Source organism: Streptomyces sp. NPDC043908, from assembly GCF_056435525.1.
In genome coordinates, this window is the sequence record NZ_JBWKEI010000003.1 from 513133 (window position 1) to 527903 (window position 14771).

At 69.5% G+C, this 14771-nt stretch carries 13 protein-coding genes and 1 pseudogene; 4 read left to right on the forward strand and 10 right to left on the reverse strand.

What is annotated here, in order from left to right; genetic code table 11:
• Window positions 1–14 precede the first annotated feature (14 nt).
• Window positions 15–677 carry a deoxynucleoside kinase gene (locus AC069K_RS10425; protein WP_478614333.1) on the forward strand — a complete coding sequence of 221 codons (663 nt, stop codon included), beginning with the start codon at window positions 15–17 and terminating at the stop codon, window positions 675–677.
• Window positions 678–769: 92 nt separating this feature from the next.
• Here AC069K_RS10425 and AC069K_RS10430 read toward each other — a convergent pair whose 3' ends face one another.
• From AC069K_RS10430 to AC069K_RS10440, 3 genes and pseudogenes are all read right to left on the reverse strand, one after another.
• Window positions 770–1150: a hypothetical protein gene (locus tag AC069K_RS10430; protein ID WP_478614336.1), complete on the reverse strand. Its 381-nt coding sequence runs from the start codon at window positions 1148–1150 to the stop codon at window positions 770–772.
• A gap of 267 nt (window positions 1151–1417) precedes the next feature.
• Window positions 1418–2608, reverse strand: a complete 1191-nt coding sequence (locus AC069K_RS10435; protein WP_478614339.1) for a sensor histidine kinase — start codon at window positions 2606–2608, stop codon at window positions 1418–1420.
• Window positions 2605–3287, reverse strand: a pseudogene (locus AC069K_RS10440) (response regulator transcription factor). Before AC069K_RS10440 ends, AC069K_RS10435 begins: the two are co-directional and overlap by 4 nt.
• Before the next feature lie 163 nt (window positions 3288–3450).
• On the opposite strand from AC069K_RS10440, the gene AC069K_RS10445 reads away from it, so the two are divergent.
• Window positions 3451–4374: a DUF4349 domain-containing protein gene (locus tag AC069K_RS10445; RefSeq protein WP_478614343.1), complete on the forward strand. Its 924-nt coding sequence runs from the start codon at window positions 3451–3453 to the stop codon at window positions 4372–4374.
• 118 nt (window positions 4375–4492) lie between these two features.
• Here AC069K_RS10445 and AC069K_RS10450 read toward each other — a convergent pair whose 3' ends face one another.
• The 3 genes from AC069K_RS10450 to AC069K_RS10460 all read right to left on the reverse strand — a co-directional run bounded on the left by AC069K_RS10450 (window position 4493) and on the right by AC069K_RS10460 (window position 6603).
• Window positions 4493–4696 (reverse strand): hypothetical protein, encoded by a 204-nt coding sequence (locus AC069K_RS10450; RefSeq protein WP_478614346.1) that lies wholly within the window; start codon window positions 4694–4696, stop codon window positions 4493–4495.
• 231 nt (window positions 4697–4927) lie between these two features.
• Window positions 4928–5761 carry a helix-turn-helix domain-containing protein gene (locus AC069K_RS10455; protein ID WP_478614349.1) on the reverse strand — a complete coding sequence of 278 codons (834 nt, stop codon included), beginning with the start codon at window positions 5759–5761 and terminating at the stop codon, window positions 4928–4930.
• Window positions 5758–6603, reverse strand: coding sequence for a peptidoglycan-binding protein (locus AC069K_RS10460; protein ID WP_478614352.1), 846 nt, complete (start codon window positions 6601–6603; stop codon window positions 5758–5760). Before AC069K_RS10460 ends, AC069K_RS10455 begins: the two co-directional genes overlap by 4 nt.
• Before the next feature lie 467 nt (window positions 6604–7070).
• Here AC069K_RS10460 and AC069K_RS10465 point away from each other — a divergent pair, with 467 nt between their 5' ends.
• Complete coding sequence (locus AC069K_RS10465; protein ID WP_478614355.1) at window positions 7071–7517, forward strand: hypothetical protein; 447 nt, start codon at window positions 7071–7073, stop codon at window positions 7515–7517.
• A gap of 81 nt (window positions 7518–7598) precedes the next feature.
• Here AC069K_RS10465 and AC069K_RS10470 read toward each other — a convergent pair whose 3' ends face one another.
• Window positions 7599–8267 (reverse strand): response regulator, encoded by a 669-nt coding sequence (locus AC069K_RS10470; RefSeq protein WP_478614358.1) that lies wholly within the window; start codon window positions 8265–8267, stop codon window positions 7599–7601.
• A gap of 28 nt (window positions 8268–8295) precedes the next feature.
• Entirely contained in the window at window positions 8296–9510 is a 1215-nt protein-coding gene (locus tag AC069K_RS10475) for a sensor histidine kinase (protein WP_478614361.1), read from the reverse strand.
• Between the two features lie 434 nt (window positions 9511–9944).
• Here AC069K_RS10475 and AC069K_RS10480 point away from each other — a divergent pair, with 434 nt between their 5' ends.
• On the forward strand, window positions 9945–11030 hold the full coding sequence (locus tag AC069K_RS10480) for a YihY/virulence factor BrkB family protein (RefSeq protein ID WP_478614364.1): 1086 nt from the start codon (window positions 9945–9947) through the stop codon (window positions 11028–11030).
• Between the two features lie 120 nt (window positions 11031–11150).
• Here the strand turns inward: AC069K_RS10480 and AC069K_RS10485 are convergent, their stop codons facing one another.
• Both AC069K_RS10485 and AC069K_RS10490 read right to left on the reverse strand, forming a co-directional pair.
• Window positions 11151–12239: a DUF1996 domain-containing protein gene (locus AC069K_RS10485; RefSeq protein ID WP_478614367.1), complete on the reverse strand. Its 1089-nt coding sequence runs from the start codon at window positions 12237–12239 to the stop codon at window positions 11151–11153.
• Window positions 12240–12372: 133 nt separating this feature from the next.
• The gene (locus AC069K_RS10490; RefSeq protein WP_478614370.1) at window positions 12373–14514 is read right to left on the reverse strand and encodes a discoidin domain-containing protein; all 2142 of its coding nucleotides are present in this window, start codon (window positions 14512–14514) and stop codon (window positions 12373–12375) included.
• Window positions 14515–14771 lie beyond the last annotated feature (257 nt).

Sequence of the window (14771 nt, forward strand, 5' to 3'; positions counted from 1 at the left end):
GGGAGAAGTGAGGTATGGCAGTGATCTGCGTCGGAGGCATGATCGGGATCGGCAAGACGAGCGTTGCCGAGCTGCTCGCCAAGGAGCTGGGCAGCAACGTCTTCTACGAAAGCGTGGAAGACAATCCGATCCTGCCGCTGTTCTACACGGCGAGCCCCGAGGAGATCCAGGCCAAGCGCTACCCCTTCCTGCTTCAGCTCTACTTCCTCCAGACGCGATTCGCGTCGATCAAGGAGGCGTACAAGCAGGGCGACAACGTCCTGGACCGGTCCATTTACGAGGACTGGTATTTCGCGAAGGTCAATCACGATCTGGGCCGGATCAGCTCCCTCGAAATGCAGGTGTACGAGGGGCTGCTCGCCGAGATGATGCGCGAAATCGAGGGCCTGCCGTACCGCAAGGCACCCGATCTCATGGTCTACCTCAAGGCCGACTTCGAGACGGTATTGCGCCGCATCGGGCTGCGAGGCCGCGATTTCGAGCAGGACGAGCACCTCGTCGAGTACTACCGGACGCTGTGGTCCGGGTACGACGACTGGGTGCACCAGCACTACGCGGCCAGCGACGTCCTGGTCATCGACATGAACAACACCAATGTGGTGAAGAACCACGAGGACGCCGCCCGCGTGGTGCGAGAGGTCAAGGAAGCCCTGGCCGCGGCCAGGACGCGCGTCTGAGCTGCTCCAGTCCGCTCCGGCCCGCGCGGCCGAGCCCGCCGTAGCCCCCCCGTGTGCAGGGGCGCACATACGTACCCCTGCATACGGGGTGGCTAAAGCTCCAGCAGAGGTTCCAGGGCGTGCAGCTGCCGACGGATGTCGTCCAGGGGCGGCGTCTGGTCGCGTTGGAGGACGAGGTAAATGAAGAGTCCGTCTTCACGCAGTCGGGGGAGAGGACGGATCATGTGAAGTTCACTCCGGAGAGTGATGAGGATGTCCTCGACGCTGTCGGGTGCGTACCCGAGGAGTTCCAGGGTGTAGAGCTTGGCGCGCATGACGTCGCTGTCGCCGTAGGCGACCTTGTCCATGTCAAGGCCGCTCCCCCTGTCCAGGGAGCCCAGGACGCGGCGCTGGTGGAAGTCGACCACGGCCACCCCGGTGGCGCCCTCGATCGCCAGGGCCTTCTCCAGCACGGTCTCGATCGCGTCTTCCATGCGCCTCTCTCCCTCTGCGGCGGGTCCGGGCGCACCGCGCCCGAGCTCGGTCTTCCCTGGCTTCGTCGAGCAGGCACCTTAGCGAAAACGCGCACCGCCCTGCGCCATCTGGCCGCGGTGCTCAGCGCTCCGCCGCAGGAGATCCCTCTGCGACGCGATGCCCGAATTGCCTGTTCTGCCCTTGCGGCATGGAGAAGTGGAGACATTCAAGGTCTCCCTCAGGTTCAGCCCGTACGGCGCGAACCAGTCGGTGGGGAGGATGCCGCGTCATCCGTTCTCCGTGGCGTGCGGAAGGCGTTCTGTGATCCCCACGGAGGCGGGGAGGCGAGCGGTGAGGCGGGCTCCGCGGTCGGTGGGTGCGATGGTGAGCGTGCCGTGGTGGAGCGTGGTGATGCGGCGGGCGATGGCGAGGCCGAGGCCGGTGCCGCCGGTCTGACGCGTGCGGGCGGAGTCGAGGCGGGTGAAGCGTTCGAACACGCGCGCGTGGTCGGCGGGCGGCATGCCCGGGCCGTCGTCCAGGACCTCCAGGACGGCCTGTCGCTCTTCGGGCTCGTGGCTCAGGCGGACGGTGATGCTGCTGGTCGCATGGCGCTCGGCGTTGTCGAGGAGGTTGCCGAGGACCTGGGCGAGCAGGGCAGGGTGGCCGCGGACCGGCAGGGAGGCCTCCGGGACCTCCAGGTGGAGGGCGAGGTTCGGGGCGGGCCGGTGGCGGGCGGCTTCCTCCCGGACCAGGTCGGTCAGGTCCACGATCTCCATACGGTGACGCTCGACGGGCTTGTCGAGGTCGAGCCGGGCCAGGAGCAGCAGGTCCTCGGTGAGGCGCTGAAGGCGGCGGGTGTCCCCCAGCGCGGCGCGCACCACCTCGGGCCAGTCGGCGCGGTCGGGCCTGGTCAGGGCGATCTCGAGTTCGGCCTGGAGGGCCGCGAGGGGGCTGCGCAGTTCGTGGGAGGCGTCGGCGACGAACCTGCGCTGCTGCTCGACGGTGGCTTGGAGGCGGCCGAGGCCGGTGTTCATCGTCTGGACGAGGCCGGCGATCTCGTCGTCGTGCCGGGGCAGGGGGACGCGGCGCCGGGAAGCCTCCGGGGCGAGCTGGGCGAAGCGGTTGCGGGCAGCCTCCACGGGCCGCAGCACGCTGCCAAGGACGAACCAGGACGTCACCGCGACGACCGCGGTCACCCCGGCGAGGGCGGTCAGCCACACCCACCCGGACACCGTGGGATTCGGCCGCGCGCTGTCGGGGGGAATCAGCCCCAGGCGTCGGCACAACTTCACCGTCCCCGGGTCCGTGGCTCTTGTTCCGCCCATGTCACTGCTGACGCTGTTTCCCGTGGCGAGCAGTACGGCGAGCATCGACAGCACCGCGAGGGTGCCGAGGGCGGCGATCGTGGCGGCCCGCCGGGTCAGGCGGGCACGTGCGGTGGTGGGGTGGAGCAGGCGCGACACGAAGAGACCCGTCATGCCGTGGTCCTGTCCTGCTCGACGCGGTAGCCGACGCCGCGAACGGTGTGGATGGTGTGGCGGCCGAACGGGGCGTCGATCTTGCGGCGGAGGGCGCATACGTACACCTCGACGATATTGACGTCACCGTCGAACGCCTGGTCCCACACGTGTTCGAGGACCTCGGTCTTGGTGACGGTCTCGCCATGGCGGCGGGCGAGGAATTCCAGGACCGCGAACTCCCGTGCGGTGAGGCCGAGGTCGTGTTCTCCGCGGTTGCAGCGGCGGGCCGCGGGGTCGATATGGAGATCGCCGATGTCGATGGCGGCCGGGCGTTCACGCTGCCCGCGCCTGATCAGGGCGCGCAGCCGGGCGACGAGGGCGACGTAGGAGAAGGGCTTGGTGACGTAGTCGTCCGCGCCGGTGTCCAGCCCTTCGGCTTCGTCGTACTCGCCGTCCTTCGCGGTGAGCATCAGCACGGGGGTCCATACGTCGGCCTCCCGTAGCCGGGCGCAGAGCCGGAACCCGTTGAGGCCGGGCAGCAGGACATCGAGCACGATCACGTCGTACTCACTCGTGAGGGCCAACTCCAGCCCCTCAGCCCGTCATGGGCCACATCAACGGCGAATCCGTCCCCGGAGAGTCCCCGGCGCAGTAACTCGGCCAGTCGCTGGTCGTCTTCCACCACCAGTATCCGCATGGCTTCCACGATGCCGTACTTCACGCGGCGCTCGACGGTTCCTGAAGGATCCTCAGGAAGCTTCAGGACCCTCTCAGCGTGGTGCTGGAATCCTCCTCTTCACTCCGCCGCACGGTCCGTTCAGCGAGTACACAGACCGCCCATCCTTCCCCCGGGAGTCGACATGCAGGTACGACAGAGGGTCTGGCACCGGCCAGTCGGGACGGTGGGGTCCGTTCTTCTGGCTGCTTCACTGGCCCTTGCCGGTTGCGGCGCGGGTGGCTCCGCTGACGCGAAATCGGAAGACGAGGGAGGGAGAAATGCCACCGTTGCGGCGCAGGGGGGCGCGGTCGGCGATCCGGCGTCGCGGCCCGGGGATACCGGGCCCCACAAGTCGCACGTCAAACCGTCGCTGTCGCAGGCCCCCCAGGTGATCCGCACCGCCGAACTCACGCTCGTGGTGCCCGACGTCGCGCAGGCGCTCGCCGCCGCCCGGGCGGCCGTTCACGAGGCGGACGGGTATGTGGGTGATGAGACCACCAACCGGGACGCACACGGTCGTGTCGTCTCGCACGTCGTGCTGCGGGTCCCGGAGGCGAAGTACGACAGCGTCCTCGCGCGTCTGTCGGGCGTCGGCAAAGTGGTCAGCCGCAAGGCCAAGGTGCAGGATGTCACCGATCAGGTGGTGGATGCGGAGAGTCGCATCGCCACCCAGCGTTCGAGTGTCACGCGGGTACGCGCACTGATGGACGGGGCGGGGAAGCTGAGTGACATCGTCGCTCTGGAAGGTGAACTGAGCCGTCGACAGGCCGACTTGGACGCGCTTCTGGCGCGGCAGGCCTCCTTGAAGGACCGCATAGGCCTCGCCACGATCACCATGGGACTCACGGCGCCGCTGCCCGACCAGGAGGCCGACGGCGGCGGGCCAGGTGTCCTGGACGCCGTCGGGGGCGGCTGGCATGCCTTCGTCACCGCTATGCGATGGCTGTTGATGGCTCTGGGGGCCGCGGCGCCGTTCGCAGGGGGCGCCGTCGCCGCGTACATGGTGTGGCGGGTGGTGGTACGGGCCCGGCGAGCCGTGCGGGGAACGGCGGCAGGGCCGGACTGATGAACGCGCAACGGTTGCAGCGGGGTCTCGTTGAACAGCTTGTTCTACTCCCGCAGAACACGAGGCCTCAGCGCTCCGGTCGGAGCGTTGAGGCCTCCCTCCTGCCGGTCCGGCCCGCTCACCGCTGGGGATACCTCGCCCAGGGATACGGGCGGGTGAGGATCGCCCATTCCTCGTCGTGGCGGCCGGGCACGAGACGACCGGTTCTCTCCCACAGGCGGACGAGTTCGGTGAAGATCGGCTCCAGCTCGGGCAGGGGGACCGTTGTGCCGCTGCGCTGCGCGCCGATGACGGGCCTGCGCCGGATTGTCGTGGTCGTCATGCGTGGTTCAACGCACGCGGCGCCGCCGAGTCACCCGAGCCCCTCGCACCGCCGGTCGCACGCGGGGTGCAGTAAGGCCGTGGCGCCTTGATACGTACGTGTTGTCGCGCCTCGTTCTCCCGTTCCGGCCGGGGCGCGGTCGTCTCCTCCACACGTCTCCCGTCCCATGAGAGGCGTGACGCAAACCCGCTGTAGCCACTGATTGGGTCAGGACGGTGGATGGTGGCCCCTTCAGGGGCCGAAGCATTCCCGGCCCGTCCCGTCCTTCGCTGTGAAGCACAGCCGTAACCCGGCACGGTCCGGGCCGCCGACCATCGCGGTGTAGTGATAGGAGCTCGCGTCCGCCGGGTTGCTGATGACAACGCGTTGCGTGCGGGTGCCGGGTGCCGAGATCTCGATCGCGTCCCCGACCTTCGCGTGCCAGAGCCGGCCCCAGGCGGCAGCGCACACCGGGCTGTACCGGATCTCCACTCGCGTACCGGTCCGGGTGAGGTGCTGCGCCCCGAGCGAGTCGGCGCGGCCGGGCAGTGCGCCGCAGAACATGTCTGTCGGGTCCTTGCCGTCACACGTCTTCCCGTGGCAACCGGGAGCGGGGTCCAGGACGGGGGATGTCAGGACCGCCGGTTGTCCGGCGCTGTGGCCCCGCACGGTCGTCGCCGCCAGCATCGTGGCGACGGCCACTGCGGCCAGGGCCGCGCCGGCGACGAACACCCATGGACGGCGAGTCCGGCCGGGGACATTCGTGGTGCCCACCGCGGCCGTTGGGGGGGGCGAGAACCCTGGGGGCGATGGGGCAGCGGGGCGGGTCTGGCGGGCGCGGCCGCTCCATTCGGCGTCCGCCAGCTCCCAGAGCGCGAGCAGGCGTCCGGCGGGCTCTCCCGCCATCGCGCACAGCGCCTCGATGGCCTGGCGGGGCACGGGAACCTTGCCGTTGAGATAGCGTTCCCACGACGACTTGCTGTACGTGGTGCGTTCGGCCAGAGCGGCCAGGCTCAGGCCCGTACGCGCCCTCATCTCGCGGAGCCCCTCGGCCAGGGCCACGCACTCCGGTGCGGGAGCGGTCATCCCCGCAGCGCCTTCCAGGTGTGCGGGCCGACGACGCCGTCCGCCGGCAGTCCGGCGCTCTTCTGGAGGCGGATCACGGCCGCGATGGTCTGCTGTCCGTAGACGCCGTCGACGATGCCCGGATCCATCTTGCGATAGCTCAGCAGGCACTGGGCCTCGACGACGTCCCAGCCAGGGCCGGCGAGGACGGCGGTACGTGTGGTGCTGTACCCGGCGACCAGTTCCGCGCCAGCCGCGTTCGTCCGGTGGACGTTGCAGGGGTAGGACTTGCCCGGCGTGAAGACGTACCGGCCGGGTCCCTGGGCGGTGGTCGTGGGACTGTTGCCGCTCGGGCGCGGGGTGGGCTTCCCCGCTGCCACCGGAGCCTCGTCGCGCCCGCCGTCGCCGTCGTCGTCGCTCCAGGACTGGCCGATCAGCATGCCCGCGCCCAGCCCGAAGAGCGCGGCCGCCACCACGGCGGCAAGGGCGACGACTCTGCGCACACCGCGAGGCCGCGCTGCCGAGAGCGGCTCCTCCGGGGCGCTGGGGTCCTCCCTCGGCTCCGGAGTGCCCTCGACCGCGCCCGAGCCGGCGGCGGCGGCGGCCTCGTCCTCTGCTCCCGGCCCGGTCGCATCCTCCGTCGCGGGCGACGACGGCGGTGCGGAGGGCTGCTGCCAGGCCTCCTCGGCCACCTCGTGCAGCACCAGCAGCCGGACCGGATCCGCCCCCGCGACCCGAGCCAGCTCCTCCACCGCGTGCCGCGGCGGCAGCGCCTTGCCGTTGAGATAGCGTTCCCACGACGAGCGGCTGTATCCGGTCTTGGAGGAGAGAGCGGCCAGGCTCAGACCGCTGCGATCCTTCAACCTGCGTAACTGGACGACGAGTTGCCGGACCCTCTGGTCAAGCGGATCCGGCAATTCCTGCCAACGCGGCATGCTGCACTCCGTATGTGTCAAGGATCCCCGAGGCTTTCCATTTCTTTTTCTCCGCTAGGTACACCTTGCGCACATGCCATGGGCGTGGCCAAGGTGTCATTTCCTCTCTTTCGGCCAGTCGCCGCTCGGGCGTACGTCCCAGCCGTGCCGAGTTCTGCCGGGCGTCCTCCCAGCTCAACGCCCGGGACGTCCCACGGTGTCCCAAGGGGACGGGCTTGGCTGGCCCCGCCCCGGAATGGCCAGCAACCTTGGTGACGTGCGCCGGATGGCGCGGTCCGCCCGCCGCGAGTCCTGCTGGGGCTCGCCGCGGTATCCGCGCGGGACGACCACTCACGTAAAAACCGTAGCGCTCACCCCCACGCAAACCGGTCCGCTCACACAGAAACGGAGAGCCGATGCACGTCATCACACAGGCCGCTCTCGGTATGGCGGTGGCTCTGGCAGGTCTGACGGGCACGTCTCTGTCGGCCGAGGCGGTCAGCTCGGCGATCGCGCACCAAGAGGGCGCCCTGTCCGCGGCGAGTTGCAGGAGGCCCATCAGAGGCGGGGGTTACCGGGGATCCTACGAATCCGGCACCGAACCCAGCGGCTTCGACTGGGACCGGGACGGCCGCACCGACGAGGTCGTCGTCATCGCGCCGGACCGGACCATCCGGTACGCCGGGAAGGCTGCGGGCGGCTGGAAGGAGATGCCGGGCAACGGCCGCGCGGCCAACATGCTGGGCCCGAACGGGGCCGGTGATCCACGCCGTTGCATCGTCGTCTACGTCGACCAGGGCTGCCACTCCTGGCAGGACTGCCTCTCTGGCGGCCCGTGGCCCGACTGGACGACGACCGGCTGAGCGGGCGGCCGGCATTGGCCACCGGCCACCGGGTGCCGGGCGCCGGAGGCGGGGTGCCGGGTGCCGGGTGACGCTCCGCTCCTAGCGCGTGCCGCGCGGCACGACGAGGCCGGTTTCATAGGCGGTGACGACGGCTTGGGCGCGGCTGCGCAGATCGAGCTTGGCCATGGTGCGGTTGATATGGGTCTTGACGGTCGCCTCGCTGACGTAGAGCTCCTGGGCGATCTCGTCGTTGGCCAGTCCCTGGCCGACAAGCCGCAGTACTTCCGTCTCGCGTGCGGTGAGCTGGTGCAGGCTCTCGGGCCGGTGGGCCGTCCCGCTCGGCTGCGGTGCGTAGGCCTCGATCAGGCGGCGCGTGACGGAGGGGGCGAAGAGCATGTCGCCGGAGCGGATCGCGGCGATGGCGGCGATGAGGCGGGCCGGGGGGATGTCCTTGAGGAGGAAGCCGCACGCTCCGGCGCGCAGGGCACCGTAGACGTACTCGTCCGTGTCGAAGGTCGTGAGGACGATGATCTTGGGGGTGGGGGAGGTGTACTGGGCCAGGATGCGCTCGGTCGTCGTGATGCCGTTGATGCCCGGCAGGCGGATGTCCATCAGGATCACGTCGGGGCGGTGTTCCATCGCCAGGGCCACGGCCGTCTCGCCGTCCGCGGTCTCCCAGACGGAGGTGAAGCCCGGGGTGGCGCGCAGGATGGCCGCCAGACCCGCCCTGATGAGGTCTTGGTCATCGACCACCAGAACTCTGGTCACAGCGGGCTCCCCCTGATGTCCACCGCGGTCAAGCAGTCTCCGTTGCCGGATGCCCGGCGTTGGTCGGCAGGGTGAGCCGGACCTCGAATCCCCCTGCGCGCCGCGCTCCGGCAACCAGCGTACCTCCGTAGGCCTTTGCCCTCTCGCGCATGCCGATCAGGCCGTGTCCGGATCCGTGGGGTGATGTGGCCGGATCCGCACTGCCACCGTCGTCCCGCACAGTGACACGCAGTTCGTTCGGCAGATGGCTGACCGTGATCTCGGCCCGGGTTGGGCCCGCGTGTTTGACGACATTGGTGAGTGCCTCCTGCACGATCCGGTAGGCGCACATCTCCAGCCCTGGAGGCAGTGGGCCGGGGTGTCCTTCGGTGTGGACCGTCACGTCGACGCCGGCCGCTCTGACACGTTCGGCCAGTTCGTCGAGTCTGCTGAGCGCGGGCCCCCAGGTCTGCTGCGGGTCGGGGACGTCGTCTTCGTCGATGTCGACCCGGAGCACGGACAGGAGCCTGCGCAGGTCCGCCAGCGCCTCGCGGCCCGCTCCCGCGATGTTGTCCAATGCGGTACGGGCGGTCTCGGGCTCAGTGGCGAAGACATACCCGGCGAGTCCGGCCTGGACGGTGATCACCGACATGTGGTGGGCGACCACGTCGTGCAGCTCCCGCGCGATACGCATGCGTTCGTCGACGACGGCCCGTCGGGCCCGTTCCCGCTGCTCTCTCCGCAACTGCTCGGTGAGCCGTCTGAGTTCGCGGTTGCGTTCGGCCAGCAGCCGCTGGGTACGGCCCAGGAAGACAGCGACGAGGGAGATGAGCAGGGCCTGGGCGGCGGCCATGAACACGGAGAGATGACCGGCGATGCCGCTGTGCAGCACGGCGCCGGCGGTGAGTACGGCGCCCAGCGCCGAGGTCCGCAGGGACCGCCGCGCTGTGAGGCTGACCAGGGCGATCATCGGTGCCCACCAGTTCACCGAGGGCTGGTATCCGAGAGCCAGGTACAGGGAGTACGTCATGCAGGTGGCGGCCACGGTGGCCATCGGGGCTGCCCGTCGCCAGACGATGGGGAGGGCTACCAGGCAGCTGAGCAGGTAGGCGCGACCGTCGAAGAGGGCCCAGCCGTCGGGGTGGTATTCGTGCCCGGCGACGCAGCCACTCGCGGCGATCACGGCGGCGAGTGCGACGTCGAATATCTGCTGCCGACGACGGACTGGCCAGGTGCCGCCGGGCATCGCGAACCTCGTGCGCATCGCTCGACGCTACCGTCGGCCGGAACGGGTGTCGTCAACCCCAGGGTTGACGCTTCAGCTCAACCGAGCAGCGCAGTGCCGAGGTGGCGCTGAGCCGGTGGGTGCACGCGAAATATCAGCTCTGTTGTCCGGGGAGTCCACTTCTGGGAAACACCGCTTTTCCCCTGTCGGGATACAAGGCGATGTCCGTCCCCGGCTTCCCTCTCCGTGAAGATCGAGAACAAGACAGCCGCCCCGGCCCGGCACGGCCTCTCCGGTCATCGACCGCGACCTCGGCTCACTCTTCGACCTGACCCGGCCGGCCCCCAACCGTACCCCGACCGTCCGTGACGGGCTGAACACCCTCAGGCTCCGGCCGCCGGCGGCGGGAAGTCCGTCGGAACCTGATACCTCGGTGTTCTGATGCAATGGTCGCGCAGGGGTACTCGCCGGGCATGAACCTGCATCTCCTGAGACGCAAAGAACACCACGGAACCGACGAGGCACCGGAACGCGGGGTACCGCCTCCCGAGGAGGCCGGCCCCGGCCCCGGGGTGGAGCGGCGCGCACCGGATACACCCACGCAGTTGCCGAAGACGGCGTGGGGGGCAGCGCTCAAGGGCAGCCTGCGGGAGTTCAAGGACGACGAGCTGACGGACCGGGCCGCCGCCCTGACGTACTACGGCCTGTTGTCGCTGTTCCCGGCGTTGCTGGTGCTGGTGTCGCTGTTCGGCCTCACCGGCAAATCCACGACCGACAGTGTGCTGGACCACCTTCAGCAGTTCACCCCGGGCTCCGCCCGCGACATCATCACCGGGGCCGTCACGCAGTTGCAGAACAACACCGGTCTCGGATCGGTCATGGCGGTCGTCGGCATCATCCTGGCGGTGTGGTCGGCCTCGGGGTATGTGGCAGCCTTCATCCGCGCGTCCAACCGCGTGTACGACATGCCGGAGGGCCGCCCGGTGTGGAAGATCCTGCCCGTACGGGTCGGGCTGACGGTGGCCCTGATGGTGCTCGCGGTCGTCAGCGCCCTGATCGTCGTCTTCACCGGCACACTGGCCCGCCGGGCCGGCACGGCCCTGGGGATCGGTGACACCGCGCTGACGGCGTGGTCGATCGCCAAGTGGCCCGTCCTGGTCCTGCTGGTCACGACCATGATCGCGCTGCTGTACTGGGCCGCTCCGAACGCCAAGGTGAAGGGATTCCGGTGGATCACCCCGGGCAGCTTCCTCGCCCTGGTCATCTGGATGATCGCCTCGGCCGGTTTCGCGTTGTACGTCGCCCACTTCTCCTCGTACAACAAGACGTACGGCACCATGGCCGGTGTCATCGTCTTCCTCATCTGGCTGTGGATCAGCAACCTGGCGATCCTGCTCGGCCTGGAGTTCGACGCCGAGATCGTACGGCAGCGGGCGATCGCCGGTGGTCTGCCACCGCACCAGGAGCCCTACACCGAGCCGCGCGACACACGGAAGTGGGACGAGGAGGATCTGCGCCGGCTCGACGCTGACGGTCGCCGCCCGGCAGATGACGCCTGAGTAGGAGAGGCGGACCTCGCACACGCACGCCTTCGCTCGGCCGGGCCCTTCCGCTCGGCCCGGGCCCTTCCCGCCGGGGCGTGGGCGGAAAGGGCCGGGCCGCACCGGGCGGAGCGCCGGTCAGGGCAGCAGGTAGTCCGTGGTGAGGGTCGCGCCCGCCTCCGGATGCGTCTGGTCGTAGCCGCGGGCGTCGCACTGAAGGCCGCCCACGACGCAGTGGTCGACCAGCGCCTTGAGTGTGCGGTCCTCCCAGGCGTTGAAGAAGTCGTAGTGGAAGGAGTATCCGCGGCCGCTCGCCAGGCGCACCTGGCTCATGTCGCCGTTGACCGGGAAGGCCATCTTGAACTCGATCATCGGCACCGCGACCGGATGGTCGGCGGGACACATGTTGTCGTTGGTGCCGGGTTTGACGACCGGGTAGGCCATGTGGCTCTTGTGGTCGGGAGTGTCGAGGTACTTGCCGTCCCAGCAACTGGGGGCCTGGAAGCGGATGTTGAGCTGCACGTCGGGCCGGTTCGGACAGCTCGCCGGGAAGTCGACGTTGAAGTAGCTGTCGCCGCACTCCCACCCTTCGACGAAACCGCGGTGGTGGCGGAACGCGTCGGCGCTCTGCATGGGATCACCCACCACGAACCGCAGCCCCTTGGGGAAGGGGCGCACGCTGGTGTAGTCGGTGACGCCCGCCTTGTAGTAGATGGTCTGCGGGCCGACGGGAAGGATCTTCTGGTCGCCCTTGTACAGCGAGGGCATCCAGTACGCGGAGGCATCGGCCGGAGCCTTGCAGGTGGTGGCGCCGCCGTAGAGGGAAGCCGTCGTGCTGCCCGCGTTCGTCGAGGTGTTGCCCATGAAGGTGTGGTCGTGGGACTTGCCCGGCTGGCCCGGGTAGACGATGGGGTCGTCCGGGGCGGTGTGGGTGACCGAGCAGTTGGCCTGGAACTCGTGGAAGTAGCGCGAGGGTGGTGTGGCCGTGGACGGGACGACGCCGGTGACCTGCGGAACGGCAGGTATGTAGCCGTCGCCGTCCGGGTCATCGCCGGACGCCTGGGTGGACACGGCCATCGTGTGCCCGGCGGGGGCGACCGCGGTCACGGCCGCCGTTTCGCCTTGGCCGTCGGTGGCGGCGGAGGCGACCGTGCCGATGCCGAGGGCACTGGCGAGGAGGGCGGCGCCGACGAGGAGCGCGGGGAGTCGTTTCGGACGCGATCTCATGGGATCTCCTGCCCGTGGGGGTGGGAAGAGGGCCGCGCACACGCGTACGTGTCACGCGGGTGGTGCGATCGGTGGTGCGGGGGCGGTGACACCTGTTCTGCGGGATGCGCCACCGTCTTGAGCGGTACTGCGGTCAGCTGTAGATCCCCAGCTCGTGGAGGGAGTAGCCCCAGCCCGTGCCGCGTGCCGTCAGCTGAAGACGTACGTAGCGCGCGGTGGCCGAGACGTCGACGGTGTCGACGTCTCCGTCACCGGCGGCCGTGGAGTACACCGACCGCCAGGTGGTCCCGTCGTCCGAGACACGCACCTCGTAGGACTTGGCGAAGGCCGGGTCCCACACCAGTTGCAGTCTGCGCAGGGCCTTCGAGGCACCGAGGTCGACCTGGAACCACTGCGGGTCGCTCCAGTCGCTCGCCCAGCGGGTGTTGGCGCGGCCGTCGACAGCGAGCGTCGGCGGGCAGGGGCAGTCGCCGTAGGACTGCTGGAAGGAGGAGGCCGTCGCGGGCCGGTTCAACGCCACGTTGGTGCCGTTCACCGGCGGGGCGACGACCCTGACGGACTTGGCCTCGATGCCCGCGTTGCCGTGCCCGTCCTCGGCCTGGACGTACACCTTCCACACGCCGAGCTTCTGCGGGGCGGTGACGGTGAAGTTCCCGTTGCCGGTGGAGCGCCACTGCGCCGGGACGAGGCTCTTGTCGCCGGTGGCGTAGTTGCCGCTGAGGAAGACCTTGTACGTGATCGGGTCGCCGTCGGGGTCGCGCACCTCGGTGTGCACGGTGAACTCGCCGCCTGCGGGCGCGGAGGAGGCGGGGGAGACCGTCATGTTGCTGAGGACCGGCGGGGTGTTGTCCGCGGCCGTGGAGCCGGTGTACGCCTTCTTGACGGCGTAGTACGACAGCCGCTTCAGCCCACCGGGTACGAGGTTGAACCAGATGCCGCCGAAGTCGTGCTCGGTGCCGTAGTGGAACAGGGTGGCGCCCAGGGCGACGCCCTGATGGCCCGTCACACAGCTCCAGGCCTTGGTGTACCCGTCCGCCTTCTGCACGTCCGTCGGCTCGTCGGGAACACCGTTGACGTCGTCGGGTACCTCCCACTCACCGGCCGGACCGGTCTCGGTGATGATGTAGGGCTTGGTGTACCCCCCGTCGATCCAGTCCTGGCGGACCTTGCACACGTTGCTGTAGGAGTTCATCGCGTACAGATCGAGGTCGGGGGCGTTGCGCTTGTAGTAGGGCCAGGCGCCGGTCCACGCGTCGGTGGAGGTGACCGGGTGGTCGGGGTCGAGGCTGTGGATCTTCTTGGCGACGTCGTTGACGAAGCCGGTGTAGGCGTTGCGCTGCGCTTCGAGCTCGTTGCCGCTGTAGCAGTTCTGGAGGCCGAGGACCGACTCGTTGCCGACGTTCCACATCAGCGTGGCGGGATGGCTCTTGTAGGCGTCCACCCACTTGGCGAACTCGCCGAGCGCGTTGTTCTTGTACGCGGTGTCGGTCACGTAATTGACGCAGCCGCCCGAGCCCGGCCCGCCGCCCGGCTGGAGCCAGAAGCCGTTGATCACGTGGATGCCGTTGGCCGTGGCCGCGTCCAGGAGGGCCTTGCTGGAAGCGTCGGTGCCCCAGGTGCGGATGGTGTTGGCGCCCATCGCCCTGACATCCGGCAAGTAGGCCGGGCCGTCGGAGACGGCGGGGCCCCAGGTGACCCCCTTGACGGTATAGGGCTGTCCGCCCACGGTCAGCCGCCAACTGCCCTGGCCGCCCTCGACCTTGACGGTCCCCGTGGCGGGCGGGGTGGAGCCGCCGGGAGAGCCGTAGACCTGCATCTCCCACAGCGAGTACCCGTAGCCGCCGGAGCGGGCGATGCCCTGCATACGGACGTAACGGCCGCTGCCTGACACGGTGAGGTCGTCGGTGCCGCCGTCGCCGCCGGTCACGGTTTTCAGGGTGTGCCAGTCGGTGCCGTTGTCGGACGCCTGGATCGCGTAGTCCTTGCCGTAGGCGCTCTCCCAGGTCAGGACGATGCGACGGAGGTCGGCCTGCTGCCCCAGGTCGACCTGGAGCCACTGCTGGTCGCTCCACTGGCTGGCCCACCGGGTGCTGGTCAGGTTGCCGTCCACCGCTGCGGTGGCCGCGTAGCCGTCCCCTTCCTGCGAGGAGGCCGTGGCGGGTCGGCCCTGGGACAGGAGGGTGTCCGCCGCGTGCGCGCTCGGCGCGAGGGCGACGGTGAGGGAGGAGGAGAGGAGTGCGCCGAGTGCGAGGAGGGTGGTCCCGGCACCGCGCACGCGGGGGAGTGGGGACGAGGGTCTGGGCACGGTTGCTCCTGACGGATCGGGTCGCCTGGTCGTCGCCTGGTAGCAGATGTGACGTCTGGGACTGCCCGCATGGCGGCTCCGTGAGTGGGGGCGGGATGCGTGGCCGCTCGGTGGTGAACGGTCGTGAACAGCGCGCTGGGCCAGGCGTGGTCCGGAGGCGGGATGGCCACGGTCCTGTGGGGCGCGCGGCGCGAACTCGCCCCCTCGGGCCGCGAGTTGACGGGAGA